Raw genomic sequence first — 26,790 nt, 5'->3', positions numbered from 1 at the left:
GGCCCGTGGTCCACGGGCTGCACCGGGGCGCAGGTTCAGCGCCCGGGCGTGCGGCGGAGCCAGGGCATGATCCGCCAGCCGCCGGTGACTCCCGTCGCCGCCCGGTCCGCCTGGAACAGATTGCCCGGCGACGAAGGCGCCGACCCTTTCTTGAGTGCCACCGCCGGGTACACGACCGCCATCAATGCTTCGTAGGCGGCGGGAACGAGGGCCCGCGCCAGGACCGCCGTCGACTGCACGCGTCCCACCTGCGTCAGCCGACGGGGCTTCCTCGACACCCGGACGATCGCCCGCGCGACGCGCACGGGGTCCGTGACCGGCGGCACCGGACGGACGGGCCGTCCGGTGTAGTTCGCCGCATGCTGGTGGATCGGGGTGTCGATGGTCGCCGGCAGGACAGCACAGACATGGATGCCGGGCTCTCCGCGCAGCTCCATCCGGAGCACCTCGAGGAAGCCGAGAAGCCCGAACTTGCTGGTGGTGTAGGGGCCGACGAGCGGCGAGGTGATGCGGGAGTAGACCGACGCGACGGACACGAGGACGCCCCGGCCCTGGCGGCGGAACACGCCGAGGGCCGCCCGCGCCCCGTACACCTGCCCCCGCAGGTTGACGTCGATGATCCTGTCGAACACCTCGGACGGCGTCTGCTCGAAGGTCCCGAAGCTGTACAGCGAGGCGTTGCCCACCCATACGTCGATGCTCCCGAAGCGTTCGACGGCAGCGGCGGCGAGCCGCTGGACCTCGGCCTCCGAGGAGACATCGGTCGGTACGACGAGGGCGATTGCTCCCCTGTCCCGGCATTCCCCGGCCACAACCTCCAGGGTGCCGCCGTCCCGTCCGGCGAGGACCAGCTGGGCGCCGTCCTCGGCGAAGAGGCGTGCCGTCGCCCGGCCGATCCCGCTCGAAGCCCCCGTGATCACCACGGTCACCGTTGCCCTCATCTGCCTGCCTCCCGCTCGTCCACCCCGCACGCCGGCGTGGTTCCCTTCCGAGTCTTCGGGGCGGCACCGGTCTTGTCACGCACTTCCTCGCCCACTCGCGCGTCCTGCGCGAGTGGCGCGGGCCGGTCCCCCTATGCTGGCGACTGCCGGGTGTCATTCCCACCGGGCCGGGTCCCACGGACCCACGACATATGGGGGAAAGAAATGTCAGTACTGCGCCGCGTCCTCTTGCCGATCGCGTGGCTGGTGGTGTTCGCCGTCATCGCCGTCGCACTGGTCAAGATCGCCTTCTTCGACGGGGTCGAGCTCGCCGCCGACGCCGAATTCCCGACCGCCGAGGTCATGACACCGGCCGTGGCGGTGGGTCTCGGGACGGTCGCCAACACCGTCGAGCTCACGGGGACGGTCGCCGCGGACGACGGCGTGCCGGTGCGCTCGACGGCGCAGGGCGAGGTCGTCGCCGTCTTCGCCGAGCAGGGCGACGCCGTGGAGGAGGGCGCCGCACTGTTCCAGGTGCGGCGGCCGGCGGAGATCCAGCCGACGCCCGTGCAGGTCGGGGAGGCGGAGGAGGGCGACGACGCCCCCGCGCCCGGGGTACCCGAGCCCGTCGCGACGGTCTACGAGTACTACGACATCCTCGCCCCGGCCGACGGGACGCTGGCGGCGTTCACGCCTCTTCCCGGTGAGTCCGTCTCGATCGGGCAGACCACCGGGACGGTGAGCCCCGGCACCTATCACGTCAGCGGGACGCTGACCGCTGCCCAGCAGTTCCGCCTGCTGGACCGGCCGTCCTCGGCGGTCATCGCGATCACGGGGGGCGCGGCACCGTTCACATGCACCGATCCCCGCATCACCGAGCCGCAGGCAGCGGCCGGCGGCGGCCCCGACGCCGGGTCGGAACGGACCGCGATGGCCGGCCCCATCGCCCCGGCCCAGGGTCCCGGGTCCGACGGCGGATCCACGCCCGCAGGCGAACTGACCTGTCCCATCCCGGCCGACGTGCCGGTCTTCGTCGGCCTCTCCGCGGACATCGTGCTGAGCGCGGGCGTCGCAGAGGACGTCGTCACCGTGCCCACGACGGCGGTGAAGGGCTCCATCGCCACGGGCATCGTGTGGGTGCAGGACCCGGCCGGCGAGACCACCGAGCGGGAGGTCAAGCTCGGGCTCAACGACGGCTCCTCCGTGGAGATCACCGAAGGGCTGGCGGAGGGCGACATGATCCTCGAATTCGTGCCCGGCAGCGACGTCCCCCTGAACCAGGGCGCCTACCCGATGATGGGCGGCTAGGGCGTGCGGCACCGCACCGGCCCGGCCGGTTCGAACGACGGCGCACCGCTGGTGTCGCTGCGCGACGTCACGCGGACGGTCAGGATCCTCGACGCCGAGGACCTGCACGTCCTGCGGGGCATCGACCTCGACATCCACCGCGGCGACCGCGTCTCGGTCGTGGGGCGGTCCGGCTCGGGGAAGTCGACGCTGCTCAATCTCCTCGGGCTGCTCGACGTACCCACCGAGGGCGGGCTCTTCTTCGAAGGGCTCGACGCCCGCCGCCTCGGATCCGACCAGCGGGCCCGCCTGCGCGGGTCCGCCGTGGGCTTCATCTTCCAGCAGTTCAACCTGCTGCCCGGCCGGACCGCCCTGGACAACGTCATGACGCCCCTGCTGTACGCCGGCGGCCGGCAGTTCTGGCGCCGGGAGAGGCTCGCCACCGCGATGCTCGAGCGCGTGGGCCTGGGGTCCCGGCTCCGCGAACTGCCGCACAAGCTCTCCGGCGGCGAGCAGCAGCGCGTCGCCATCGCCCGCGCCCTGGTGCGCGGACCCCGGCTCATCCTCGCGGACGAACCCACCGGCGCCCTCGACATCGACACCGGGGCGGCGGTCATGGACCTGCTCGACGACGTCGCGCAGGAGACCGGGGCGGCGCTCGTCACGATCACGCACGACGCGAGCGTCGCGGCGCGGGCGCAGGACCACTACCGGCTCGACGCCGGTGTGCTCCGCCACCAGGCGGTCCCGGTATGACCGCCTTCGTCGCCTCGGTCGTCGAGGCGTTCTCCGAACTGCGGATCCACAAGACGCGCGTCCTGCTCGCCCTGCTGGGCGTCATGCTGTCCGTCGCCGCGCTGACCTCCGTCGTCGCCCTCGGCACCATGGCGCAGGCCGGCCTCGTCCAGTCCTCGGAACGCACGAGCGGGCGCGCGGCGACCCTCAGCGCGAACGTGTACGCCGCGACCGGCCCTGTCGACACCGACGGCGCGCTCGCCGCATACGACGACGTCGTGGAGCGGTACCGCGTCGAATACAGCTCCACCCGCCTCGACACCAGCCTCTCGATCCGGGGACCGGCGGGCGTCATCGCTGCGCCCACCACCATCGTGGAGCGGGACTACGGTGTGATGCGGCGCCTGGACATCGTCCAGGGCACCTGGTTCACGGAGGTGGACGAGCAGCGCCTCGCCCCCGCCGTCGTCGTCAACGAGGCGTTCCACCGCCTCGTCGGCTCCCCCGACCTGAGGTCCGCGCCCGGAGTCACGATCGAGGCCGGGACGCCCGTCCGCGCCGCCATCGTGGGCGTCCTGGCGGACGACTACGCCGAGGCGCAGCCGCAGGCGTTCCTCCTGCGCGGCCAGGCCGAGCGCTGGGACCTGGGCCAGGAGCAGGGCGTTCCGCCCACCCTCGAACTGTGGGTGCCGGAGGAGGCCGCGGACGCGCTGACGGCCCGGGTGCAGGGCGATCTCGCCTCGCAGATCGGCGCGGAGGCACAGGTGTACCGCCAGGACTATGCGGCCCAGGGTGATCCGTACGCCGTCGTGACCCTCGGCATCGGCGGGATCGCGGGGCTCGTCCTCCTACTGGGCGCGGTGGGGCTGCTCAACATCTCGATGGTGACCGTGAAGCACCGCGTACGGGAGATCGGCATCCGGCGCAGCTTCGGGGCGACGTCGGGCCGGATCTTCTTCGGCGTCATGATGGAATCGGTCGTCGCCACGTTCGTGGCGGGTGTGGCCGGGGTCATGCTGTCGGTCGCGGTCATCAAGCACCCCCGCGTGCAAGCGCTCATCGCCCAGGGGGTGACGGACCTGCCGCCCTTCCCCGTGGGAGCGGCGCTCGTCGGCATCGCGGCGGCAACGGCCGTCGGTGCGCTCGCTGGACTCATCCCGGCTCTCGTCGCCGTCCGCGTCAAGGTGATCGACGCCATCCGCTACTGAGGAGCAGCAGACGCAGGAAGAAGACCCGCCCCGGGTGGCAGACTCCCTTCCGGCCGTCGGGCAGGACCGGTCAGCGCCCCCCGCGCGGATCGTCGTCCCGCGTGACGTCCGGGTCGATCGTGTCGGCCTCCTGATGATGATGCGTCACTTCCTCACGCAGCCCCTGCGCGTCGGTCTGCCGCTCCTGGGCCTGCTGGCGGAGCCTCTCGGCCTCCACCTCGGCCTGCTGGGCTTCCGCTTCCGCCATCGATGCCCTGGCCTCGCGCTCGCGGGCTTCGAGTTCGGTGGCTTTCGCCGTCTCGCGCATCTCGGCCGCGCGGTGCCGATCCTGGTCCTCCCGGTGCCGGCGCTGGGCCGCTCCGCGCTTGCGGACGAGGATCGCCACGACGGCGAGGACGGCGAGGACGACGATGATCCCGACGACGATCCACACCACTTGACTCGTATCCACTGCTGACTCCTTCGATCGTTGGCGACGACGGCCCGCGGACGTTCCTAGCCCCCGAAGCCGCCCAGTCCGGGGATCTTGCCCAGCAGGTCCCTCGGATTGATGCCGAACCTGGCGAGGAGGTCGGAATGCTGCTCCGGATCCACCTGGTCGGGGAGTTGGGACTGCGCCTGCTCGGCATCGTCGTTCTTGCCCTGACTCTTCAGCAGATCGATGATCTGCGCCTTGTCGATCTTCACGGCTGCCTCCTGATGGGTCGGACGCCGATTAGTAAGCGTACTTAGGGGATCATGGCACAACGCCTCCCCGTTGTCACGGGTCCCGGAACACACCGGAGAATGGCTGGATGCCCCTCCTCCTGACGGTCCTCGCCGACACCCACCTGCCCAAGCGGGCGCGACAGCTGCCCGATGAGGTGTGGGACGCGATCGAGGCGTCCGACGTCGTCGTCCACGCCGGCGACTGGACCGAGACGCCGCTCCTGGACGAGCTCGAGTCCCGGGCCCGCCGCCTCATCGCCTGCTACGGGAACAACGACGGCGGGGACCTCAGGGCACGCCTGCCCCTGGTCGCCCGTGCCGAGCTCGACGGCGTCCGCCTCGCCGTCGTCCATGAGACGGGCCAGAAGCAGGGGCGGGAGGCCCGCATGGCAGCGCTCTACCCCGACGTCGACGTCCTGGTGTTCGGGCACAGCCATATCCCCTGGGACACGCGGGCCGCGACTGGGCTCCGTCTGCTCAACCCGGGCTCCCCCACGGACCGCCGCCGCCAGCCGCACTGCACCTTCATGACCGCGACCATCGACGCGGGGCACCTGGACGTCGCCCTGCGCCGCCTGCCGCAGCGCTGATCCGGGGCGCTCCGGCATCCCGTCCGATTGGTAGTGTGACCACCACAAGTCAGTAGCCTGTCGAGATCCTGGGAGCCCCGTGAGCAAGCGCCTGTACCCGCTCGTGCCCGCCACCGCGGTCATGCTGTGCGGCCTCACCTTCGGGGCGCTGCCCGCTGCGGCCGCGGAGGTATGCCCCGGCGTCGGCGCCGCGGGATGCGAGGCCCCCGGGACCCAGGCACCCGGGAGCCCGAGCAGGGTCACCCCCACGACACCGGCGACGACCTCCCCTGCCCCAGCGACCACGTCGCCGTCGCCCGAGCCCGAGCCGACGACGCCGCAGGACCCCCTACCGACAGCCCCACCGGTGGTCACCGATCCCCCGGTCGAGCCCGCCGAGCCGACGACGCCACCACCGACGACCCCGGACCCGACGCCGGAACCGATCGCGCCCGCGCCGGTCCCCGCCCCGCTACCGGCGCAGCCGCTGGTTCCCGTGGCCCCCCTGCCTCCGGCGCCCGAGGTGCTGCCGCCGCCTCCGATCGTCGAGGAGGTGCCGGCGGAGGAGACGCCGTCAGCCAGACCCACCCGGAGTTCCACACCCTCCCCGTCCCCGTCCACGACACCCTCCACGCCCACGGCCTCCGCGTCCGCGAGCGCCGACGAGGCCGTGGCGATCGACCGGACGGAAGCACGGAGGCAGCCGAACATGCCCTTCCTCGCGGTACTCTCGGTCATCATCATGGGGTGCCTCGTAGGGCTCGTGAAGGTCCTGGGGCCGCTCGTCCCACGGCGGTCGCACTAGGCCCGGGGTGCCTGTTCCCTTCCCCCGCCGGCCCCGCTAGGCTGTAGGCCCAGAGGCTCGAGGAGCCACCGGAGAGCACGAGGAGGTGGAGTCATGAAGAAGGTCCTTGCCGTTGCGCTGTGCGCCGACAACAACCCCATGAACCCCGCCTCCCCGACATCGGCGCCCTAGCCGCGCCCCGCGGGAGGCCTCCTCCGGAGGAACCGCGTTGAACACTCTCCTGCAGTACGGCTTCACCGACCGCATCGGTGCCCTCTTCTCCTTCCACTATCCGTCCGGCGTGCATCCGGCCAGGGTCGTCCGCACGGACCGCGGGCGGGTGATGGTTGCTACACGGCACGGCATCCTGCACCTCGACAGCCCGGACTCGTTCGTCACCGGGGACTGGGTGGGGCTGGAGGGCGACGCCCCCGTCATCACCGGGCACCTTCCGCGCTGGTCCCTGCTCCAGCGCAAACGGGCCCACGATCCGCTGTCCGAGCCCCAGGTCCTCGCCGCGAACATCGACCTCCTCGGCGTCGTGGTACCCCTGGACCGGCCGCTCTCGACCAACAGGCTCGAGCGCACCCTCGTCGCGGCCTGGGATTCCGGCGCCGTGCCCGTCGTCATCCTGACCAAGGCCGATCTCAGCTCGCGCTTCGACGGCGTGGTCGCCGAGACGGTCGAACGTGCCCGTGGGGTGGAGGTGCTGACGACGTCGGCAGAGGCCGGTGACGGCCTCGAGCAGCTGCGCGGGCGGATCGGCACCGGGCAGACCCTGGCGATGCTGGGCCCCTCGGGTGCCGGCAAGTCGAGCCTGATCAACGCCCTCACCGGCGGCGTCCGGCAGGACACCGGCGAGGTCCGCGCGAGCGACGGACGCGGGCGGCACACGACCACGGCGCGGGAACTCGTGCCGCTCGGGGACGGCGCCGTCCTGATGGACACGCCGGGGCTGCGCGGCTTCGCCCTCTGGGACGCGGAGGAGGGGCTGTCCCAGGTGTTCGGCGACATCGAGGAGCTCTTCGCCTCGTGCCGGTTCCACGACTGCGCGCACGAGACCGAACCCGGGTGCGCGGTGCAGTCCGCCATCGCCTCCGGGGATCTGGAGGAACGACGCTGGCTGAGCTACCGGAAGATGGACCGCGAACTCGCGAGCCTCCACCGCCGGCAGAACGTCGCGGAGCAGCGGCGTCAGGGGAAGGCATTCCGTCGGACCGTCCGGGACGCAGTCCTGGCGAAGGACTATCGGAACCGTTTCCGGGAGGGGTGACGGGCGGGCGTCACGGAAGGGGTGGAGCCTCCTGTCGGATTCGAACCGACGACCCCCGCTTTACAAGAGCGGTGCTCTGGCCAACTGAGCTAAGGAGGCGTGCTGACCGAGCCAGCGCGGCGCCGTCGTCATGGTCCTGGGGTGGAGACTGCCGGGGGCGGCATGACGCCGAGCGCTCAATAAGGGTAGCCCAGCGCCGGCACCGCGTGAAATCAGCCACGCGTCCGGCAGCGCCCGACCGGATAGAGTCATTTCCGAGACCAACTACTTTTATGGAGCCCGCTGTGAGTGCTGCACAACCCTCGACCACACCAGGCGTCAAGGCGTCGTTCTCGGCGGACGGCCAGTACGGTGAGTTCGACTTCATCGTCGTCTCCAACCGGCTGGCGGTGGACCGCATCGTCGATGAGAACGGCGAGAGTTCGTGGCGGCGTTCGCCGGGCGGCCTCGTGACCGCGCTGGCGCCCGTGATGGCCAAGGCCGACGGCGCCTGGGTCGGCTGGCACGGCGCCCCCGACGAGACGCTCGAGCCCTTCGACGAGGCGAACATGCGCCTCGTGCCCGTGCCGCTCAGCGCCGAGGAGGTGGAGCTGTACTACGAGGGGTTCTCGAACGCCACCCTCTGGCCGCTCTACCACGACGTCATCGCCTCCCCCGAGTTCCACCGCACCTGGTGGGACTCCTACCGGCGGGTCAACGAGCGCTTCGCGCGGGCGACGGCGTCCGTCGCGGCGGAGGGGGCCACGGTGTGGGTCCAGGACTACCAGCTGCAGCTCGTCCCCAAGATGCTGCGCGAGGCCCGCCCGGACCTGAAGATCGGCTTCTTCAACCACATCCCGTTCCCCCCGCTGGAGATCTACGCACAGCTGCCGTGGCGCCGGCAGGTCATCGAAGGACTCCTCGGCGCGGACCTCATCGGCTTCCAGCGCCCGAGCGACGCGAGCAACTTCCTGCGGTGCGTGCGCCGCTTCAAGGGCTACACCATCAAGGCCCAGCAGGTGCAGGTCCCGGCCGGCGCCGATGGCACACCGGGCTACGTGTCGCGGGCCGAGGCGTTCCCCATCTCCATCGACACCGCGTCGATCACGGAACTCGCGCAGCGGCCGGACGTCATCGAACGCTCGAAGGAGATCCGGCGCGAGCTCGGCGACCCCGAGCACGTCCTGCTCGGCGTCGACCGGCTCGACTACACCAAGGGCATCGGCCACCGCCTCAAGGCCTACGGGGAGCTGCTCGAGGACGGTGCCATCACGGTGGAGGGTGCCGCCCTCATCCAGGTCGCCAGTCCCAGCCGCGAGCGTGTGGAGCAGTACCGCCTCCTGCGCGAGGACATCGAGGGGGCGGTGGGCCGCATCAACGGGACGCACGACACCATGAAGAACACGGCGATCCGCTACCTGCACCACAGTTACCCGGTCGAGGAGATGGTGGCGCTGTATCTGGCTGCGGACGTCATGCTCGTCACGGCCCTGCGGGACGGCATGAACCTCGTGGCCAAGGAGTACGTCGCCGCGCGGACCGGGAACACGGGCATGCTCGTCCTCAGCGAGTTCGCGGGCGCAGCGGACACCCTGCGCCAGGCGATCCTCGTCAACCCGCACGATATCGACGGGCTGAAGAGCGCCATCCTCACCGCGGTCACCATGCCGAAGCCCGAAGCCATGCGGCGCATGCGACTCATGCGCCGCCAGGTGGTCCACAACGACGTCGAGCGCTGGTCGCAGGCCTTCCTCGCCGCTCTCCAGACGGAAGGCCCCGGCAGTGGCGATTGAGCTGGCCCTGCGCGCTGCGCTGCAGGCCCTCGCCACCACGCCGCGCCTGCTCGTGGCCCTCGACTTCGACGGCACGCTCGCCCCGCTCGTCGAGCGGGCGGAGGATGCCCGCGCGCTCCCGGCGTCGGCCGCAGCAGTCCGGGTGCTGGCCGGACTGCCCCACACGACGACGGCGCTCATCTCCGGACGGGCCCTCGACAGCCTGCGCGCCGTCGCGGACCCGCCGGCGGACACGATGCTGATCGGCAGCCACGGCGCCGAGACCTGGACCGGGCCGGACCGCGCCCCGCTGGCGCTGACACCGGACCAAGCCGACCTCCTGGCGCGCGCCGTCGCCGTCGTCGAACGGGTCGTCGCCGCGCACGCCGGGACGCGGATCGAGTTCAAGCCCGCCGGCGTCGTGCTCCACACGAGGACAGCCGCGGACGCCGTCGCCGACGCCGCCGTAGCCGCGGCCCGGACGGAGCTCGCCCGCCTGGACGGCGTGGGCATCGCGGACGGCAAGCGCGTGCTCGAGATCTCGGTGGTCGAGGCCGACAAGGGCCAGGGACTGACGCTGTTGCGGCAGGCCGCAGCAGCGACGGCGGTCTTCTTCGCAGGCGACGACGTCACGGACGAGCATGCCCAGAAGACCCTCGGCGCGGAGGACGTCGGCATCAGGATCGGCCCCGGCGATACTGCGGCATCCTTCTCCGTCGCCACCCCCGAGGCCTTCACGGAGGTGCTCGAGGAACTCGCGACGCTGCGCGCGGCAGGTGCACCCGGATAGGGAACGTGTCATACTCAGGAGGCGTGACCAACGTCACCGGTACTGCTGGCGGACCACGCGCAACAACTGAATACATTCCATTCACTACGGATCGTCGGGCACGTACCTGCCCGTGAAAAGGAACCAATTCCATGGCAACGGTAACGTTTGACCAGGCCACGCGCCTGTACCCGGGCACCGAGAAGCCCGCCGTCGACAAGCTCAACATCGACATCGCCGACGGCGAATTCCTCGTCCTCGTGGGACCCTCCGGTTGCGGAAAGTCCACCTCCCTGCGCATGCTCGCGGGGTTGGAGGACGTCAACTCCGGACGCATCCTCATCGGCGACCGCGACGTCACCGACGTCCCCCCGAAGGATCGCGACATCGCGATGGTCTTCCAGAACTACGCGCTCTACCCGCACATGTCGGTGGCTGACAACATGGGCTTCGCGCTCAAGATCGCCGGCGTCTCGAAGGAGGAGCGCGCCGAGCGCGTCCGTGAAGCGGCGAAGCTCCTCGACCTCGAGGACTACCTCGACCGCAAGCCGAAGGCCCTCTCCGGTGGCCAGCGCCAGCGTGTCGCCATGGGTCGCGCGATCGTGCGTAACCCTCAGGTCTTCCTCATGGACGAGCCCCTGTCCAACCTGGACGCGAAGCTCCGTGTGCAGACGCGTACGCAGATCGCCTCGCTGACCCGCCGCCTCGGCGTCACGACGGTCTACGTCACGCACGACCAGGTCGAGGCCATGACCATGGGTGACCGCGTCGCGGTGCTCAAGGACGGCATCCTCCAGCAGGTGGACACCCCGCGCAACCTGTACGAGCACCCCAAGAACGTCTTCGTCGCCGGCTTCATCGGCTCGCCCGCGATGAACCTCCTGGAACTGCCCGTCGCCGACGGTGGAGTCCTCTTCGGCGGCATCGTCTACCCGGTCGCCGGCAACGTCCTCTCCGGCGCGGCCGGCAACACCGTCACGCTCGGTGTCCGGCCCGAGCACCTCGTCCTCGCGGCCGCGGGTGAGGGACTGCAGGTCGAGGTCGACGTCGTCGAGGAGCTCGGCGCCGACGCCTACATCTACGGCCACACCACACTGGACGGCAAGGACCACGACATGGTGGTCCGCGTCGACGGCCGTCGCCCACCGATGAAGGGCGACAGCGTCTACGTGCGCCCCGAGCAGGGCCACGTGCACCTGTTCGACACCACGAACGGACTCCGCCTGGCCGAGGCGGTCTAGGTTCCTCGCGGATCACGCACGACGACGGCGGTGGTTTCGCCGGGCATCCCTTGGGTGCCCTGGGGAGACCACCGCTGTCGTTTAACGGCCACTACGCTTGATGCAGGCTCAATACCCGCCCGGACACGAAGGCAGCACCCATGACAGAGACCTCGAACGCGCAGTGGCATGACGAGCCGACGGATTACGGCCAGACCGGCAAGCTGCCGCGGGTACGTCCCGCATCCTCCGAGGTCGCCAACCTGGGATCCCTCAACATCACGGCGGCAGCGACCGACCCGGAACTCCTCGACCTGCCCTGGCATATCGCTCTCGAGGAATGGCCGGCCAGTGCCCTCGCCGCCCTCCCCCGCGGCATCTCCCGGCACATCGTGCGTTTCGCGCACCTCGGCGGATCCGTGATCGCGGTCAAGGAGACCGGCGAGCACATCGCGCGCCACGAGTACCACATGCTCCGGAAGCTCCAGCGCCTCGACGTGCCCTGCGTGGAACCCGTCGCCGTCATCTCCGGCCGGGCCACGCCCGACGGCGAGGAGCTCGACCCGGTCCTCGTCACCCGCCACCTCAAGTTCTCCCTGCCCTATCGGGCGCTGTTCTCCCAGACCCTCCGCCGTGACACGCTGACCCGCCTCATCGATGCGCAGGCGCTGCTCCTCGTGCGCCTGCACCTCGTGGGCTTCTACTGGGGCGACGTCTCCCTCTCCAATACCCTGTTCCGGCGCGATGCCGGGTCCTTCGCCGCGTATCTCGTGGACGCCGAGACGGGCGAGCTCTACCCTGAGCTGTCCACCGGCCAGCGCGAGTACGACCTCGAGATCGCCCGCGTCAACATCGCCGGCGAGCTGATGGACCTCGCGGAGGGTGGCCTCATCGAGGAGAAGGTGGATCCGCTCGCCACGAGCGAGCTGATCATGGACAGCTACCGCCGCCTCTGGAGCGAGCTGACGGAGCAGGAGTCGTTCGAACTCGGGGACCGGTGGCGTGTGGGAGCCCGCATCCGCCGGCTCAACGAGCTCGGCTTCGACGTCGAGGAGTACGCGATCAAGACGGCCGCCAACGGGACGCAGATCCAGCTCCAGCCCAAGGTCGTCGATGCAGGGCACCACAGCCGGAGACTCCTCCGCCTGACCGGCCTTGACGCGCAGGAGAACCAGGCCCGGCGCCTGCTCAACGACATGGACGCCTACCGGGCGGACAACAACCCCACGCTGGACGAGGAGTTCACGGCGCACCTCTGGGTGAACGAGGTCTTCGAGCCCATCGTCCGCGCCGTCCCCCGCGAACTGGGTGGGAAGCTCGAGCCCGCCGAAGTGGTCCACGAGGTGCTCGAACACCGGTGGTACATGTCGGAGCGGGAGGACAGGAACGTGCCGATGGCCGAAGCCGTGCAGTCCTACCTCGACGACGAACTCCGTCACCGCCGTGACGAGGCGGAAATCATGCTGACGGCGGATGCGAAGACCATCGGCATCGACGAGGACTCCGAGTAGGTCGACGATTCAGGGGCCGATGACAAGGGACCGGCAGCCATCTCCGTGGCTGCCGGTCCCTCGTTCAGTCCGTGGGTCCTGCTAGGGGCATTCCGCAGGCTGGCCCGAGATCGTGATCGGTGTTCCCGTGGGCAGTCCCTCGCACTGTTCGATGATCTGCTGCGTGAGGTCGCCGAAGAACGCGATCACCGCGATCGTGATGATCACTCCGATGATGGTGAACAACGCGCCGATGATGATGCCTGCAAGGGCGAACCCGTTGCCCATCTTCGCCTTCCGGGATTTCACGAAGGCGATGATGCTGATGACGAGGCCGACCGGAGCGATCAGGATGGCAAGGATGAAGCCGACGATGCCGAGCGTCTTGCCGGGGTTCTCTGCCGTCTGGACCTGGTAGCCCTGCTGTCCGGGGTAGTTGCCGGCACCCTGTCCGTAGGGACTCTGCTGCCCGTAGGGAGCCGAGCTCTGCTGCCCGTAGGGAGACGGAGCCTGCCCGTACTGCGGCTGGCTCTCGCCGTACTTCGGCTGATCCTGCTGCCCGTACTGCGGCTGATTCTCGCCGTACTTCGGCTCGTTCTCCCCGTACTGCGGCTTGTCCCGCTCACCGTAGGGCGGTCCGCCCTGCGATCCCGGATTGTTGTCAGACATGGTGCCCCCGAAAAGAAGTAGTGGAATTGACGGAGATTTCCGACAGTTTCCTGAACACTATCACCGGGCACCGTTGCCCATCCGGCAAGGACAGCAACGATCAGGCGACGATGGCCTTGCCGGGATTCAGGATGCCCAGGGGGTCGAAGACCTCCTTGATGCGGGCCTGCAGGTCGAGGACCGCCGCCTGTTGCTCCCAGGCAAGCCATCTCCGTTTGTACTGTCCCACGCCGTGCTCACCCGTGATCGTGCCGCCGAACTCCAGCGCGAGGCGCACCGACTCGTCGAGCGCCTCATTCAGCCGCGCCTGGGATCGAGGACCCTCGCTGCGCGCCACCCAGAACGTGGGATGGAGATTGCCGTCACCGGCGTGGGCCACGACCTTCAGATGGACGGCGTGCCGGTCCGCCATCACTTCGAGTGCCTGAACGTAGTCGACGAGCCGGGATTTCGGTACGGCGACGTCTTCGCCCACGCGGAACAGGTCATCCACGTCATCTCCCCGGCTGTGGCGCCTCAGGTCGACGAGCCGCTCGGCCTCCTCCGATCCCTCCTGGCTGACGTCGGCACCCAGCGCGATCAGGACCCTCCGGATGGCTTTGGCCTCGGCCGCCGCACCGTAACCGTCCGTCCTGACCAGCAGGAGCGAACCGCCTCGCCGGCGGAGTTCGGAACCGTGCACACCGTCCAGTGCATCGAGGGTCCTCCCGTCGAGGAGTTCCAGGATCGAGGGTTGCACCCGGGCGCGGCCGATGGCGAGGACGCCGGCTGCTGCCCGGGGGAAGTCGTCGAAGAAGGCGGCCAGGGTGTGGACCTCCTGCGGCAGGTAGCGGAGACGGACGGTCACCTGCACCACCACGCCCAGGGTGCCCTCCGAACCGGTCATCAGCGCCGTCAGATCGTACCCGGCAACTCCCTTGAACGTGCTGTGCCCCGTCGAGATGAGGGTGCCGTCCGCCAGGACCACCTTCAGCGCGAGAACGGAGTCGCGCGTCACCCCGTACTTCGCGCAGCGGAGACCTCCCGCATTGGTGGCGACATTCCCCCCGATAGTGGACCACCGGTAGCTGGCGGGGTCCGGCGCGTACATCAGGCCGTGCTCCGCAGCAGCCGTGTCAAGATCGGCGTTGATTACTCCGGGTTCGACGACGGCGGTTTCGTCGTCCGGGTTGATCGCAAGGATCCTGTCCATGAGCTCGAGCGACAGGATCACACAGCCCTGCGTCGCATGGGCGCCACCGGACACCCCTGACCCTGCGCCGCGGCTCACCACCGGCACACGATGGCGGGTTGCCCACTGGAGCGCCACCTGCACGTCCTCCACGGTGCGGGCACGGATCACCGCGCCGGGGAGCGCCGGTTCGAGAACGGGACCGAGATCCCGGGAGTACTCGTCCAGGTCCTCGGGAGCGGTCGACACACGACCCGGGAGGGCGTTCCGGAGCTCATCGAGCGCTGGGTGGATCATCGGTTCCCACCCATGAAGCGTCGGTAACGCGACAGCGCATCGGGCCAGAACGCGCGGTAGAAATCGTAGACGTCCTTCGGATCCCCCGCCGTCCACCCGCTGTGGGTGAGAGTGAGCGTGACTCGGGACTCAGCGGCTCCTTCTGCTCCTTCACCTGCAGCCATCTCGATACGCACCACCGTCGTCGACGCGGAACCGACATGCCGCCACGACAGCTGGAGCCACTCCCCAGGGCTGCTGTCGGTCACCTCGCCCCAGACGTTCTCGTCATCGCGAGCAGACGTCTCGACGAGGGCGTTGTCCTCGAGGTCGAAGAAGCTGTCCTCACCCCATCGGCTCAGCTCATCGGCCGGCCACCACAGGTGGAGGTGCTGCGTCAGCCCTGCCCAGGCGTGGTCCACGGATGCCGGGACGGTCACCGACGCACGAAGCTCCGGCCGCGCCTCCGGGAAGTCGGCCGCGGCGGACGGGTGCGAGAACATACCACTCATGTCTCGACCCTACCGTTCTGCGGGGCGGGCCGTGGCTCGGCGCCGCCCGGGGTGCCGGGGGTGCCGGGGGTGCCGGGGGTGCCGGGGGTGCCGGGGGTGCCGAAAGGGACCCTGTGCAGTCGAAGGTGCAGGCGGCGTTCAACCCTGATTCTTCGACCGCGTTCTTCGGGGCTACTTGGTGGTGGCGCTGGTGGTGGGTGGGGTGGTTAACGTGGGAAGGCCCCACCGTGGTGGGGCCTTCCTGTAATGGTTGTCCGGCGGTGTCCTACTCTCCCACACTCTCTCGGGTGCAGTACCATCGGCGCTGTGGGTCTTAGCTTCCGGGTTCGGAATGGGACCGGGCGTTTCCCCCACGCTATGACCGCCGTAACCCTTGCTACCTGGCGCACCCGTGCCGTGTTCCCCTGGTGCCTTGTGGGCGGGGGTGGTGGGTGCCGGTAAATTTGTGGGTTACATCGTGTCGTGCTGGATGTAACGGTGTGACCGGGAAAGAGACCCGTGGTGGGGGTTTCCTGGTGTTTATGGGTGGTTCCTGTTGTTGGTTGGGAACCGCATAGTGGACGCGTAGCATATGATCTTCACCCTCCCCATGGGTCACCGTGGGGGTCGGGGGGTTCCTGGTTGCCCGGGAACACCCGTGTTTTCTGGTGGGGGTGGGTGTGTGGTGTAAGTTATCGGCTTATTAGTACCGGTCAGCTTCGCAGGTCTTTCGTCCCTGCTTCCACATCCGGCCTATCAACCCAGTGGTCTGGCTGGGGGCCTCTCACACTCTAGGTGTATGGAAATCTCATCTTGAAGCAGGCTTCCCGCTTAGATGCTTTCAGCGGTTATCCCATCCGAACGTAGCTAATCAGCGGTGCACTTGGCAGTACAACTGACACACCAGAGGTTCGTCCGTCCCGGTCCTCTCGTACTAAGGACAGCCCTTCTCAAATTTCCTGCGCGCGCAGCGGATAGGGACCGAACTGTCTCACGACGTTCTAAACCCAGCTCGCGTACCGCTTTAATGGGCGAACAGCCCAACCCTTGGGACCTACTCCAGCCCCAGGATGCGACGAGCCGACATCGAGGTGCCAAACCATGCCGTCGATATGGACTCTTGGGCAAGATCAGCCTGTTATCCCCGAGGTACCTTTTATCCGTTGAGCGACGGCCATTCCACAATGTGCCGCCGGATCACTAGTCCCGACTTTCGTCCCTGCTTGAGATGTCTCTCTCACAGTCAAGCTCCCTTGTGCACTTACACTCGCCACCTGATTGCCAACCAGGCTGAGGGAACCTTTGGGCGCCTCCGTTACTTTTTAGGAGGCAACCGCCCCAGTTAAACTACCCATCAGGCACTGTCCCTGACCCGGATTACGGGCCGAAGTTAGATATCCAGAGTGACCAGAGTGGTATTTCAACGATGACTCCACGTGAACTGGCGTCCACGCTTCACAGTCTCCCACCTATCCTACACAAGCCACACCGAACACCAATACCAAACTATAGTGAAGGTCTCGGGGTCTTTCCGTCCTGCTGCGCGTAACGAGCATCTTTACTCGTACTGCAATTTCGCCGAGTTTATGGTTGAGACAGCGGGGAAGTCGTTACTCCATTCGTGCAGGTCGGAACTTACCCGACAAGGAATTTCGCTACCTTAGGATGGTTATAGTTACCACCGCCGTTTACTGGGGCTTAAATTCCCAGCTTCGTCCCACGCAAGCGTGAAACTAACCGGTCCTCTTAACCTTCCAGCACCGGGCAGGAGTCAGTCCGTATACATCGTCTTGCGACTTCGCACGGACCTGTGTTTTTAGTAAACAGTCGCTTCCCCCTGGTCTCTGCGGCCCTGATCCGCTCCGGCAAGCTAGTCGCCATCACGGTTGGGGCCCCCCTTCTCCCGAAGTTACGGGGGCATTTTGCCGAGTTCCTTAACCATAATTCTCTCGATCGCCTTAGTATTCTCTACCTGATCACCTGTGTCGGTTTGGGGTACGGGCGGCTAAAACCTCGCGCCGATGCTTTTCTCGGCAGCATAGGATCACCAAATTCCCCCATACGGGGGTCCCATCAGATCTCAGACTCGTGATCGAACACAAGGACGCGGATTTGCCTACGTCCTGCCCTACATCCTTAGACCGGGACAACCATCGCCCGGCTTGGCTACCTTCCTGCGTCACACCTGTTAATACGCTTACCTCCCGAGATCAGGTCCCGCGATCCACAAAAAACCACGTCACCACAAGGGTGGGCGGTCATGCTTCTGGCGGTTAGTATCCCTCGATCAGTATTGGCGGTTTTTCGCCGGTACGGGAATATCAACCCGTTGTCCATCGACTACGCCTGTCGGCCTCGCCTTAGGTCCCGACTTACCCAGGGCAGATTAGCTTGACCCTGGAACCCTTGATCATTCGGCGGACGGGTTTCTCACCCGTCTTTCGCTACTCATGCCTGCATTCTCACTCGTGTGGGCTCCACCGCTGGTTTACACCGCGACTTCACTGCCCACACGACGCTCCCCTACCCATCCACACCCCTGAACTCAGGAGAACAAGTCTCCGGCTTGGGATCTATGTGAATGCCACAACTTCGGCGGTGTACTTGAGCCCCGCTACATTGTCGGCGCGGAATCACTTGACCAGTGAGCTATTACGCACTCTTTCAAGGGTGGCTGCTTCTAAGCCAACCTCCTGGTTGTCTGGGCAACTCCACATCCTTTCCCACTTAGCACACGCTTAGGGGCCTTAGTTGGTGGTCTGGGCTGTTTCCCTCTCGACTATGAAGCTTATCCCCCACAGTCTCACTGCTGCGCTCTCACTTACCGGCATTCGGAGTTTGGCTGACGTCAGTAACCTTGTAGGGCCCATTAGCCATCCAGTAGCTCTACCTCCGGTAAGAAACACGCAACGCTGCACCTAAATGCATTTCGGGGAGAACCAGCTATCACGAAGTTTGATTGGCCTTTCACCCCTACCCACAGCTCATCCCCTCCATTTTCAACTGAAGTGGGTTCGGTCCTCCACGACGTCTTACCGTCGCTTCAACCTGGCCATGGGTAGATCACTTCGCTTCGGGTCTAGATCACGCCACTGCAACGCCCTATTCAGACTCGCTTTCGCTACGGCTTCCCCACACGGGTTAACCTCGCGACGTAACACTAACTCGCAGGCTCATTCTTCAAAAGGCACGCCGTCACAGAAACTAGGTCTGCTCCGACGGTTTGTAGGCACACGGTTTCAGGTACTATTTCACTCCCCTCCCGGGGTACTTTTCACCTTTCCCTCACGGTACTGGTCCGCTATCGGTCATCAGGGAGTATTTAGGCTTACCAGGTGGTCCTGGCAGATTCGCACGGGATTTCTCGGGCCCCGTGCTACTTGGGATCCTCTCCAAACGGCGTCACGCATTACGGTTACGGGACTTACACCCTCTCCGGCCGGGCTTTCAAACCCGTTCACCTATACGCACGCACTCATTTCACCAGTCCGGCAGAACTGGAACGGAAAGTCCCACAACCCCAGTGATGCAACGCCCGCCGGCTATCACACACCACTGGTTTAGCCTGATCCGCGTTCGCTCGCCACTACTGACGGAATCACTATTGTTTTCTCTTCCTGTGGGTACTGAGATGTTTCACTTCCCCACGTTCCCTCCACGTACCCTATGTGTTCAGATACGGGTCACCCGGTCACTCGCGCGCCGGGCGGGGTTTCCCCATTCGGACATCCTGGGATCAAAGTTCGGTTATCAACTCCCCCAGGCTTATCGCAGATTCCCACGTCCTTCTTCGGCTCCTGATGCCAAGGCATCCACCGTGTGCCCTTAAAAACTTGACCACTAAGATCAAAAACATATCGAGAAAACCAGGCCCGACCCGAAGATCGGAACCAGATTATTCTTAGAAATTGCTTCTTTTTAAGATGCTCGCGTCCACTATGCAGTTCTCAACCAACAACCCCAACACACCCCCACCCACCCCGAAACCGGGACCAGGCAGAGCATGCGCAGGAAAACCAGAAACAACGAACCCCACCCCCACACCGGCCACACCACCCCCCCACACCCGAACAGCACCCACAACAGGCACCCCCGGACACGAGGACAACAGCACAACCAACACAGAACATGAGGCCCTGTTATCTCAGGACCCAACAGTGTGCCAAACAGTAAAACCCGGTAACCCCCACCAACCCACGCTTTCCAGAACCCCGAAGGGAACGTACTCACCAGCCAGCAGGCACCACCAGGCACCTATCCATTGATATTCCACCCATGAGCACCCACCGCGGAACAAACGCCCGCGCTATGGGCTAACTCCTGCGAACCACACACCCACCACACAGGATGGGCCCATGAATCCGAGGCGCTCCTTAGAAAGGAGGTGATCCAGCCGCACCTTCCGGTACGGCTACCTTGTTACGACTTAGTCCCAATCGCCGGTCCCACCTTCGACGGCTCCCTCCCACAAGGGGTTAGGCCACCGGCTTCGGGTGTTACCAACTTTCGTGACTTGACGGGCGGTGTGTACAAGGCCCGGGAACGTATTCACCGCAGCGTTGCTGATCTGCGATTACTAGCGACTCCAACTTCATGAGGTCGAGTTGCAGACCTCAATCCGAACTGAGACCGGCTTTTTGGGATTAGCTCCACCTCACAGTATCGCAACCCTTTGTACCGGCCATTGTAGCATGCGTGAAGCCCAAGACATAAGGGGCATGATGATTTGACGTCGTCCCCACCTTCCTCCGAGTTGACCCCGGCAGTCTCCCATGAGTCCCCGGCATAACCCGCTGGCAACATGGAACGAGGGTTGCGCTCGTTGCGGGACTTAACCCAACATCTCACGACACGAGCTGACGACAACCATGCACCACCTGTAAACCGGCCACAAGTGGCTGACACATCTCTGCATCATTCCGGTTCATGTCAAGCCTTGGTAAGGTTCTTCGCGTTGCATCGAATTAATCCGCATGCTCCGCCGCTTGTGCGGGCCCCCGTCAATTCCTTTGAGTTTTAGCCTTGCGGCCGTACTCCCCAGGCGGGGCACTTAATGCGTTAGCTACGGCGCGGAAAACGTGGAATGTCCCCCACACCTAGTGCCCAACGTTTACGGCATGGACTACCAGGGTATCTAATCCTGTTCGCTCCCCATGCTTTCGCTCCTCAGCGTCAGTTACAGCCCAGAGACCTGCCTTCGCCATCGGTGTTCCTCCTGATATCTGCGCATTTCACCGCTACACCAGGAATTCCAGTCTCCCCTACTGCACTCTAGTCTGCCCGTACCCACCGCAGATCCGGAGTTAAGCCCCGGACTTTCACGGCAGACGCGACAAACCGCCTACGAGCTCTTTACGCCCAATAATTCCGGATAACGCTTGCGCCCTACGTATTACCGCGGCTGCTGGCACGTAGTTAGCCGGCGCTTCTTCTGCAGGTACCGTCACCAACCCAAAAGGCCGGCTTCTTCCCTACTGAAAGAGGTTTACAACCCGAAGGCCTTCATCCCTCACGCGGCGTCGCTGCATCAGGCTTGCGCCCATTGTGCAATATTCCCCACTGCTGCCTCCCGTAGGAGTCTGGGCCGTGTCTCAGTCCCAGTGTGGCCGGTCACCCTCTCAGGCCGGCTACCCGTCGTCGCCTTGGTAGGCCATTACCCCACCAACAAGCTGATAGGCCGCGAGTCCATCCAAAACCACAAAAGCTTTCCACCAACATGGCATGCGCCAGAAGGTCGTATCCAGTATTAGACCCGGTTTCCCAGGCTTATCCCAGAGTCAAGGGCAGGTTACTCACGTGTTACTCACCCGTTCGCCACTAATCCCCCCACAAGTGAGGTTCATCGTTCGACTTGCATGTGTTAAGCACGCCGCCAGCGTTCATCCTGAGCCAGGATCAAACTCTCCGTAAATGCATTACAGACACAACAATGACACCCGGGAAAACGGGCGACACCACTGCACAAAATTCGAAACCAGCCAAAAAAACCAGCCACCACACACAAAAATGCGCGACAACCAGCCAATTCAACCAATCAAAAAACAATCGGTATCAACAAACTTGGCACACTATTGAGTTCTCAAACAACAGGAACAACCGATTACTCACGGAAACCCGACGCTCACACGCCGCTCGGCCCCGCTTTCCCTCGCCGTTATGTTCACAGCTTATTTCACTTTCTTTTCCCCTGTCAAATCCATTCACCGTGACCTGAACCACCAGCAAAAGAAATACGACAAAGAACAAACCCACCACAAATAGAAGTCGAATTCGACCACGCCTCACAGCGCACGAACCAACCACAGGAATTTGTAGGGGATGATCACCCACACCGGGGCAACTCATGAAACACTACACGTCGCACGGCGGTCGGGCAAACCGGACCGCCCCCGGCAGGCTCACCGTGCTGCGTACATCGTTCCTCCAGGACAGCAGCTCCTGGAGACCGTGCGGCTCCATGCTGCGTCCGGTCCATGTGAGCGCCCTGCATCGACAACCCGACAAAGGGACGAGCGGCTCTTCCCGATGCAGGGGGAATGGCGCTGCTCAGGTAAGTGTCATGCCGCGGTCCGGCTGGCACTGGCCGGCTGGGTACAGGATCGGCAGTTGCCTGGGGTGCGGTAGCCGCGTGCGGCGCCTTCGATCTGTTCACGGTGTGTGTCCAGCCCGCGGCCGCGCAGGTGTGGGTAATCGCAGAGTTACGGTCCGGGTTCGCGTCGAGATCATGAGCCCGATCGTGGGGAGAAGGGCGTTCACCTGCTCTCGCTGCTCACACCGATTCGCGTAGACAGCTCGGGCCCTGGACGGTCAGGGAGCCGTGAACCGAGGCCTTCCGACAGCACGGATCAGCGTTGTAGCGTGATGGCATGATCGTCCCCGATGCTACCCAGGACGCCGTGGCTGTCGCAGATCACTACGACGAGCTCGATCCGATCTATCGGCGAGTGTGGGGCGATCACGTCCATCACGGGCTATGGGCGACGGGTCGTGAGACGCCCGCCGAGGCCGTCGAGGCGCTGATCGACACGGTCGGCGATCGGCTGCGCCTCATGTCCGGCGAAGCGTGCGTCGACATCGGCTGCGGCTATGGCTCTACTGCAAGGCAACTCGCGGCGACACACGGGGTCAGCGTTACCGGCTTCACGCTCTCCGCCGAGCAGGCCCACTACGCCTCCGCCCATCCCGTACCCGGCGTGGACATCCATCTCCGTGACTGGCTCGCCAACGGGCTGGCCGATGGCTCGGCCAATGCCGCATGGGCGATCGAGTCGAGCGAGCACATGGTCGACAAACCCAGGTTCTTCGCCGAGGCGCATCGTGTGCTGTCCCCCGGCGGCCGATTGGTCGTCTGCGCGTGGCTTGCCGAGACTGACGCCGGCGGTTGGAAGGTTCGCCATCTGCTCGAGCCGATCTGCCGCGAGGGGCGCCTGCCCTCGATGGGCACACGCGAAGAATACGAGGCGATGGCGACGGCCGCAGGCTTCCAGATCATCGGTTACGAGGATGTCAGTGCCCGCGTCGCACGCACATGGACCATCTGCGCCCGCCGACTTGTGAGGACCTTGCTCGTCGATCGCGAGACCCGTCGCCTCGCCCTCGGCGCACGCAATCGCATCTTCGTTCTGAGCATCCCTCGCCTGATCCTCGCCTACCGCACCGGTGCGATGCGCTATGGGATCCTCACGCTGTCGAAGGCACGGGAGGCCGGGACGCAGCGCGAACCCGGCGCATCCATGCCGCAGGAGACACCCTGATCGCCGGCACCACTGCAGTCGACTTGTGGGTAAACACGACGAGGCTCGGGCATCACGACCGGCCCCACCGGGCGGTGAGGTCGAGCATCTGTGCACCGGGCGCCCTCGAGGCCGACGATCTCCACGACTCTGTCGGGTTCGACCTTCGTCGGATTCCGAAGTCGACTGCACTGGTGTTCGAAGTCGCCTGCACTGGCCCGGGCGTTCGATCAGCACAGGACGGAGAGCTCATCGATACGTCGTCGTGCTCTCGCTGAGCGCCAGGGTCTGCTGGCGTCGGTAGAGCGTCGCCCGGTTCCACCCGACCAGGCGTGCCGCGTCCTGGGGGTCCGGCTGCGGGCGCGGGCGTCGCCCACCATGCCAAGCTTCTCGGCGATCACCGCTGGGTCTGAGCGCGGGCGACCAAAACGAATCCCGTTTTGCTTCGCAGCGGCGACGCCGGCGTTGACTGGTTCGCTGATGAGCTCGGGTTCGTACTCCGCGAGGGCGGCGAGCACGAGCAGCTTCCTCATCCCGGGCCGTTCCCATCGCGGTCCTGCTCCCCGAGGTGACGTCGGCGAAGACACCGCGTTCTTCCACTCCGACCGTGATGAGCGCATCGAGTTGCAGCTGCGGACCTGTCACAGATCGCCGAACCACTCGTGGCTATCCATCTCCAGTTGAAAAGAGTTGGCCCCTGTTCGACCGTCCCTGGGAGTCGGTAATCCTGGGAGTCGGTAGTCCTGTGAGTCGGTAGTCCTGTGAGTCGGTAGTCCTGTGAGTCCCTGGCCTCGGGTCGCACATGCGCTGGAGGAATCCCTGGACAGTGTCGCCCAACCGAGTGTGCTTACCGACTTGGGTTCAACGGATCAGGATGTTGTCGTGAACCTCGGTCCAACCATCTCCCCTGAGGTCCTCGCTGGAGTAGGAATCCGTCACCAGCGTGAATTGGGGAAGGCCTGAACCAGCACCGGGCGAGACGGTGACAAGCTGACCATTGCCTTCCCCGCAGCCGCCAATGAAGTCGTCGTTCGTGGTCGAATAGGCGCAGAAGCCCTTATCGTCCTTCATTTCACCGATGAAGTACGAGATCTGATTCTGTTCTGCGACTTTCCGGACGGAGTCGATGTCCAGGCTCGAGTCAGAAACGAAGTCAGGAAGTTGGTCCTCCGGTGTTGCTTCTCGATTCAGAGCGGCGACGCCGTCGTCAGCGCCGCTGCACGCACTGATCACGGTAGCGGATAACGCCAGTACCGCGACCGCGGCCACCTGTTTGACATGCATCTTCGTGCCCCCTCGGTCCGCACGAAAAGTGTTGCTGCAACTGCCGACGCTATCAACCATCGATCGTCGCGCAGCAGCTGGGATCCGAACCGCAACGCCACCGTTATGCAGAAGGGATGGGCTTGCGGGCCCTAATGGTGTCGTGGGTCGACGTGGGTTCTACTCGTCGTACTCCGCGTCGGCGAAGGCCCTGACTTCTGCACAACGTTCCTCGGCGATATTGGCGCCCTCCTCCTTCCAAGCAACCTCTCTTTCCGGCAAATTCCCATCACTCCCGAACGAATTCTCAGCATGCCGCGTGTCGGGCCACGTGCGAAGCGGGCAAGCGAGGTTCCGTGACAGCCCGAAGTCTGCAGGCTCCATCGTGTACTTGGTCGGACGCTCAGCCGTGCTGTTCTCCCCGAGTGGCCACCGATGGCCTTAGTCAACAACAGGCGGATCGCACGACGAGCGGTCTTCTCTGACAGAGCCGAATACTGGCCCCGTCCGTGCGGTCATCAGCCGGGCGACGTCAAGCAACTAGGCAGCAACACCGATCGAACCACCCGTGGTCGGTCCGAGCGACAACGTCCGGCGAGGGATCCACGTCTGCGACTCACTTCGCAGACGGAGCTGTACGTACTTCGGCCGGGTCAGAGGCTCTCGACGACGTGATCGTCCTGGCGCAGCGCGACGATCGCCCGGGCGACAGACAGGACGGCCATCAGGGCCAGGACGCACGACCCCACAACCTGATACCGGTTGTCAGCGCCTGAGAACACGAGCACCGCGGCCAGGGCGCACGCCGGTAAGCCGATCGCTGACCGTTCCCTGCTGCGTCACCCGATACGAGTACGGGAGGGGTGACCTTGTCCGAGTCAGACAGTACGCTCGCGGCTATGACCGCTTGCTCAGTATTGCGTTGTCTCACGTCAGCATCCGCTGTGGTGACATTGGCGCCCTACTCGGGCCGCGAGGTGCCTGTCTGCGCCGCTCATAAGACGAGCCTGGACGACGGCGCCCCCTGGATGGCCAACCCCGGCACGGCCACGGGAGCTCTGAGCGGTACGACTGGTTCCGTGGACGTCACGATTCTTATGGGTCAGGACCTCCCGCAGGAGCCACGGGTGAAGGACCTCGGTCTGAGTCCGACCATCGGCAGCGAGGTCGGCTTCTCGGTGAGCCTGGTGATCGATACACCGGAAGGTGAGCAGCAGGTCACCTTCTGGCTGACCGAGGACCAGGGCAGGTTGCTCGGATCCTGGCTCAGCGAGTAGCACCACCGTGCCCGCGGGAGGATTTTCTACGGGCACCCGCGACAGCCAGGGCAGGTGACTTCAGCAGGACGACGCCTAGCGCAAACGACTTCAACCATCTCTGCGTCTGTCGTGCCCTGCACCGTGGCCGACCCTCCGCGGTTCCCAGCGCAGGCGGCCGCAGAATCTGACGACCCTCGTGCGTGGTCCCCCTTAGAGTGCTCCGACGCGCAGCAAGGCATGGACGAGCATGGGTGCGGCGAGGTCCGCGGGTGAGACCGCCCGGTCCAGCACGACGACGGCGGCGCTGAGCTTCTCGCCGGGGAGGACGTGGCGCCGCACCTCCACGTCCCAGCTTGTTCTCGGGTCTGCCCGCCCACTTCGATTGCTCCACCCTGCCTTCTCAGTCGGCCGGCCGGTGCGGGCGTGATCCACGGCGACACCTGCTGCATCGCCGTCACGGCACCGCCGGCGGACGCCGATCATCGGGGCCCGGGGTTGCTGGACTGTCTGCATCGAAGGATCTGGGCGCACCTACCTGCCTTTGGCAGCGCGGTAACGGGACAAGACGATGCTTATCGCGCGGCTCGGCCACCTGACGCCTCGCGAGCATGCGACTTCCCGAGCGCTGGGCAGATGTCGGGGCCTCGCGGCAGGCACTGGCCGAAGCCGGCTGCCGCTGCGCAGGAGGCCTGGTGGGCGGGGCAGGGACGCGGTCGGTGAGGGTGCCGGCGGCGGGGGCCTGAGGGTCGGGGCGGTTGGGTGGAGGATGCAGTCGTAACGAGTGGACGCTCCACCCCGTTGGGTGCTCGGGGCCGTTGGGTGCTGTCTGCGGGGGGTGGGTGGGGGTGGTTAACGTGGGAAGGCCCCACCGTGGTGGGGCCTTCCTGTAATGGTTGTCCGGCGGTGTCCTACTCTCCCACACTCTCTCGGGTGCAGTACCATCGGCGCTGTGGGTCTTAGCTTCCGGGTTCGGAATGGGACCGGGCGTTTCCCCCACGCTATGACCGCCGTAACCCTTGCTACCTGGCGCACCCGTGCCGTGTCCCCCTGTGTGCCCTTTTGGTGGGCGGGGTGGTGGGTGCCGGTAAATTTGTGGGTTACATCGTGTCGTGCTGGATGTAACGGTGTGACCGGGAAAGAGACCCCTGGTGGGGGTTTCCTGGTGTTTATGGGTGGTTCCTGTTGTTGGTTGGGAACCGCATAGTGGACGCGTA

General features: G+C 65.8%; 20 protein-coding genes, 1 tRNA gene, 4 rRNA genes and 1 pseudogene. 12 read left to right on the top strand and 14 right to left on the bottom strand.

Features of this window, described 5'->3' with window-relative positions; translation table 11 throughout:
• Positions 1 to 35 precede the first annotated feature (35 nt).
• Positions 36 to 941 carry an SDR family NAD(P)-dependent oxidoreductase gene (locus tag MWM45_RS02525; protein ID WP_247827990.1) on the bottom strand — a complete coding sequence of 302 codons (906 nt, stop codon included), beginning with the start codon at positions 939 to 941 and terminating at the stop codon, positions 36 to 38.
• 204 nt (positions 942 to 1,145) lie between these two features.
• Between MWM45_RS02525 and MWM45_RS02520 the strand changes: the two genes are divergently transcribed.
• Genes MWM45_RS02520 through MWM45_RS02510 form a run of 3 tightly spaced genes read left to right on the top strand, consistent with a single transcriptional unit; the run spans position 1,146 to position 4,150 of the window.
• A complete protein-coding gene (locus tag MWM45_RS02520) occupies positions 1,146 to 2,228 on the top strand; it encodes a permuted SH3 domain-containing protein (RefSeq protein WP_247827989.1) in 1,083 nt (360 codons plus the stop codon).
• 3 nt (positions 2,229 to 2,231) lie between these two features.
• Positions 2,232 to 2,963, top strand: a complete 732-nt coding sequence (locus tag MWM45_RS02515) for an ABC transporter ATP-binding protein (RefSeq protein WP_336296687.1) — start codon at positions 2,232 to 2,234, stop codon at positions 2,961 to 2,963.
• The gene (locus MWM45_RS02510) at positions 2,960 to 4,150 is read left to right on the top strand and encodes an ABC transporter permease (RefSeq protein ID WP_247827988.1); all 1,191 of its coding nucleotides are present in this window, start codon (positions 2,960 to 2,962) and stop codon (positions 4,148 to 4,150) included. Before MWM45_RS02515 ends, MWM45_RS02510 begins: the two co-directional genes overlap by 4 nt.
• A 70-nt stretch (positions 4,151 to 4,220) precedes the next feature.
• Here the strand turns inward: MWM45_RS02510 and MWM45_RS02505 are convergent, their stop codons facing one another.
• Entirely contained in the window at positions 4,221 to 4,601 is a 381-nt protein-coding gene (locus tag MWM45_RS02505) for an SPFH domain-containing protein (RefSeq protein ID WP_247827987.1), read from the bottom strand.
• A 44-nt stretch (positions 4,602 to 4,645) separates the two neighbouring features.
• Positions 4,646 to 4,837 carry a hypothetical protein gene (locus tag MWM45_RS02500; protein WP_247827986.1) on the bottom strand — a complete coding sequence of 64 codons (192 nt, stop codon included), beginning with the start codon at positions 4,835 to 4,837 and terminating at the stop codon, positions 4,646 to 4,648.
• 107 nt (positions 4,838 to 4,944) lie between these two features.
• Here MWM45_RS02500 and MWM45_RS02495 point away from each other — a divergent pair, with 107 nt between their 5' ends.
• From MWM45_RS02495 to rsgA, 3 genes are all read left to right on the top strand, one after another.
• Positions 4,945 to 5,448 (top strand): metallophosphoesterase family protein, encoded by a 504-nt coding sequence (locus tag MWM45_RS02495; protein WP_247827985.1) that lies wholly within the window; start codon positions 4,945 to 4,947, stop codon positions 5,446 to 5,448.
• 79 nt (positions 5,449 to 5,527) lie between these two features.
• Complete coding sequence (locus MWM45_RS02490; RefSeq protein ID WP_247827984.1) at positions 5,528 to 6,232, top strand: hypothetical protein; 705 nt, start codon at positions 5,528 to 5,530, stop codon at positions 6,230 to 6,232.
• A gap of 208 nt (positions 6,233 to 6,440) precedes the next feature.
• On the top strand, positions 6,441 to 7,484 hold the full coding sequence (rsgA, locus tag MWM45_RS02485; protein ID WP_247827983.1) for a ribosome small subunit-dependent GTPase A: 1,044 nt from the start codon (positions 6,441 to 6,443) through the stop codon (positions 7,482 to 7,484).
• Between the two features lie 22 nt (positions 7,485 to 7,506).
• On the opposite strand, the gene MWM45_RS02480 is transcribed toward rsgA, so the two are convergent.
• Positions 7,507 to 7,583 (bottom strand) — tRNA-Thr (locus tag MWM45_RS02480).
• A 185-nt stretch (positions 7,584 to 7,768) separates the two neighbouring features.
• Here MWM45_RS02480 and MWM45_RS02475 point away from each other — a divergent pair.
• From MWM45_RS02475 to MWM45_RS02460, 4 genes are all read left to right on the top strand, one after another.
• Positions 7,769 to 9,256 (top strand): alpha,alpha-trehalose-phosphate synthase (UDP-forming), encoded by a 1,488-nt coding sequence (locus tag MWM45_RS02475; RefSeq protein WP_247827982.1) that lies wholly within the window; start codon positions 7,769 to 7,771, stop codon positions 9,254 to 9,256.
• A complete protein-coding gene (otsB, locus tag MWM45_RS02470) occupies positions 9,246 to 10,025 on the top strand; it encodes a trehalose-phosphatase (RefSeq protein WP_247827981.1) in 780 nt (259 codons plus the stop codon). The genes MWM45_RS02475 and otsB overlap by 11 nt, the downstream gene beginning before the upstream one ends.
• 131 nt (positions 10,026 to 10,156) lie before the next feature.
• Complete coding sequence (locus MWM45_RS02465) at positions 10,157 to 11,245, top strand: ABC transporter ATP-binding protein (protein ID WP_247827980.1); 1,089 nt, start codon at positions 10,157 to 10,159, stop codon at positions 11,243 to 11,245.
• A 140-nt stretch (positions 11,246 to 11,385) separates the two neighbouring features.
• Complete coding sequence (locus MWM45_RS02460; RefSeq protein ID WP_247827979.1) at positions 11,386 to 12,735, top strand: DUF4032 domain-containing protein; 1,350 nt, start codon at positions 11,386 to 11,388, stop codon at positions 12,733 to 12,735.
• Positions 12,736 to 12,816: 81 nt separating this feature from the next.
• On the opposite strand, the gene MWM45_RS02455 is transcribed toward MWM45_RS02460, so the two are convergent.
• From MWM45_RS02455 to MWM45_RS02430, 6 genes are all read right to left on the bottom strand, one after another.
• A complete protein-coding gene (locus tag MWM45_RS02455) occupies positions 12,817 to 13,383 on the bottom strand; it encodes a DUF4190 domain-containing protein (protein ID WP_247827978.1) in 567 nt (188 codons plus the stop codon).
• Positions 13,384 to 13,483: 100 nt separating this feature from the next.
• Positions 13,484 to 14,851, bottom strand: coding sequence for an FAD-binding oxidoreductase (locus MWM45_RS02450; protein WP_247827977.1), 1,368 nt, complete (start codon positions 14,849 to 14,851; stop codon positions 13,484 to 13,486).
• Positions 14,848 to 15,342: an SRPBCC family protein gene (locus MWM45_RS02445; RefSeq protein ID WP_247827976.1), complete on the bottom strand. Its 495-nt coding sequence runs from the start codon at positions 15,340 to 15,342 to the stop codon at positions 14,848 to 14,850. Before MWM45_RS02445 ends, MWM45_RS02450 begins: the two co-directional genes overlap by 4 nt.
• Before the next feature lie 252 nt (positions 15,343 to 15,594).
• Positions 15,595 to 15,711, bottom strand: a 5S ribosomal RNA gene (rrf, locus tag MWM45_RS02440).
• 292 nt (positions 15,712 to 16,003) lie between these two features.
• Positions 16,004 to 19,160, bottom strand: a 23S ribosomal RNA gene (locus MWM45_RS02435).
• A 538-nt stretch (positions 19,161 to 19,698) separates the two neighbouring features.
• Positions 19,699 to 21,232 (bottom strand): 16S ribosomal RNA (locus MWM45_RS02430).
• Together the 16S, 23S and 5S rRNA genes form the textbook arrangement of a ribosomal RNA operon.
• Positions 21,233 to 22,187: 955 nt before the next feature.
• On the opposite strand from MWM45_RS02430, the gene MWM45_RS02425 reads away from it, so the two are divergent.
• Positions 22,188 to 23,075, top strand: a complete 888-nt coding sequence (locus MWM45_RS02425) for a class I SAM-dependent methyltransferase (RefSeq protein ID WP_247827975.1) — start codon at positions 22,188 to 22,190, stop codon at positions 23,073 to 23,075.
• A 228-nt stretch (positions 23,076 to 23,303) separates the two neighbouring features.
• Here the strand turns inward: MWM45_RS02425 and MWM45_RS02420 are convergent.
• A pseudogene (locus MWM45_RS02420) lies at positions 23,304 to 23,714 on the bottom strand (recombinase family protein).
• A 201-nt stretch (positions 23,715 to 23,915) separates the two neighbouring features.
• The gene (locus MWM45_RS02415) at positions 23,916 to 24,338 is read right to left on the bottom strand and encodes a hypothetical protein (protein ID WP_247827974.1); all 423 of its coding nucleotides are present in this window, start codon (positions 24,336 to 24,338) and stop codon (positions 23,916 to 23,918) included.
• 926 nt (positions 24,339 to 25,264) lie between these two features.
• Here MWM45_RS02415 and MWM45_RS02410 point away from each other — a divergent pair.
• Positions 25,265 to 25,594 carry a hypothetical protein gene (locus MWM45_RS02410; protein ID WP_247827973.1) on the top strand — a complete coding sequence of 110 codons (330 nt, stop codon included), beginning with the start codon at positions 25,265 to 25,267 and terminating at the stop codon, positions 25,592 to 25,594.
• A gap of 192 nt (positions 25,595 to 25,786) precedes the next feature.
• Here the strand turns inward: MWM45_RS02410 and MWM45_RS17635 are convergent, their stop codons facing one another.
• Both MWM45_RS17635 and rrf (MWM45_RS02405) read right to left on the bottom strand, forming a co-directional pair.
• Positions 25,787 to 25,915 carry a hypothetical protein gene (locus MWM45_RS17635; RefSeq protein WP_269076570.1) on the bottom strand — a complete coding sequence of 43 codons (129 nt, stop codon included), beginning with the start codon at positions 25,913 to 25,915 and terminating at the stop codon, positions 25,787 to 25,789.
• Between the two features lie 556 nt (positions 25,916 to 26,471).
• Positions 26,472 to 26,588: ribosomal RNA gene (rrf, locus tag MWM45_RS02405) — 5S ribosomal RNA — on the bottom strand.
• Positions 26,589 to 26,790 lie beyond the last annotated feature (202 nt).

The organism is Arthrobacter antioxidans (assembly GCF_023100725.1).
GTDB lineage: Bacteria > Actinomycetota > Actinomycetes > Actinomycetales > Micrococcaceae > Arthrobacter_D > Arthrobacter_D antioxidans.
This window is presented reverse-complemented; position numbering and strand designations above follow the sequence as displayed.

What these genes read in the sequence shown, in the direction of transcription:
- MWM45_RS02525 (WP_247827990.1), bottom strand. Translation starts at nt 941, where the DNA reads ATGAGGGCAACGGTGACCGTGGTGATCACGGGGGCTTCGAGCGGGATC.
- MWM45_RS02520 (WP_247827989.1), top strand. Translation starts at nt 1,146, where the DNA reads ATGTCAGTACTGCGCCGCGTCCTCTTGCCGATCGCGTGGCTGGTGGTG.
- MWM45_RS02510 (WP_247827988.1), top strand. Translation starts at nt 2,960, where the DNA reads ATGACCGCCTTCGTCGCCTCGGTCGTCGAGGCGTTCTCCGAACTGCGG.
- MWM45_RS02495 (WP_247827985.1), top strand. Translation starts at nt 4,945, where the DNA reads ATGCCCCTCCTCCTGACGGTCCTCGCCGACACCCACCTGCCCAAGCGG.
- MWM45_RS02465 (WP_247827980.1), top strand. Translation starts at nt 10,157, where the DNA reads ATGGCAACGGTAACGTTTGACCAGGCCACGCGCCTGTACCCGGGCACC.
- MWM45_RS02460 (WP_247827979.1), top strand. Translation starts at nt 11,386, where the DNA reads ATGACAGAGACCTCGAACGCGCAGTGGCATGACGAGCCGACGGATTAC.
- MWM45_RS02455 (WP_247827978.1), bottom strand. Translation starts at nt 13,383, where the DNA reads ATGTCTGACAACAATCCGGGATCGCAGGGCGGACCGCCCTACGGTGAG.
- MWM45_RS02450 (WP_247827977.1), bottom strand. Translation starts at nt 14,851, where the DNA reads ATGATCCACCCAGCGCTCGATGAGCTCCGGAACGCCCTCCCGGGTCGT.
- MWM45_RS02445 (WP_247827976.1), bottom strand. Translation starts at nt 15,342, where the DNA reads ATGAGTGGTATGTTCTCGCACCCGTCCGCCGCGGCCGACTTCCCGGAG.
- MWM45_RS02425 (WP_247827975.1), top strand. Translation starts at nt 22,188, where the DNA reads ATGATCGTCCCCGATGCTACCCAGGACGCCGTGGCTGTCGCAGATCAC.
- MWM45_RS02415 (WP_247827974.1), bottom strand. Translation starts at nt 24,338, where the DNA reads ATGCATGTCAAACAGGTGGCCGCGGTCGCGGTACTGGCGTTATCCGCT.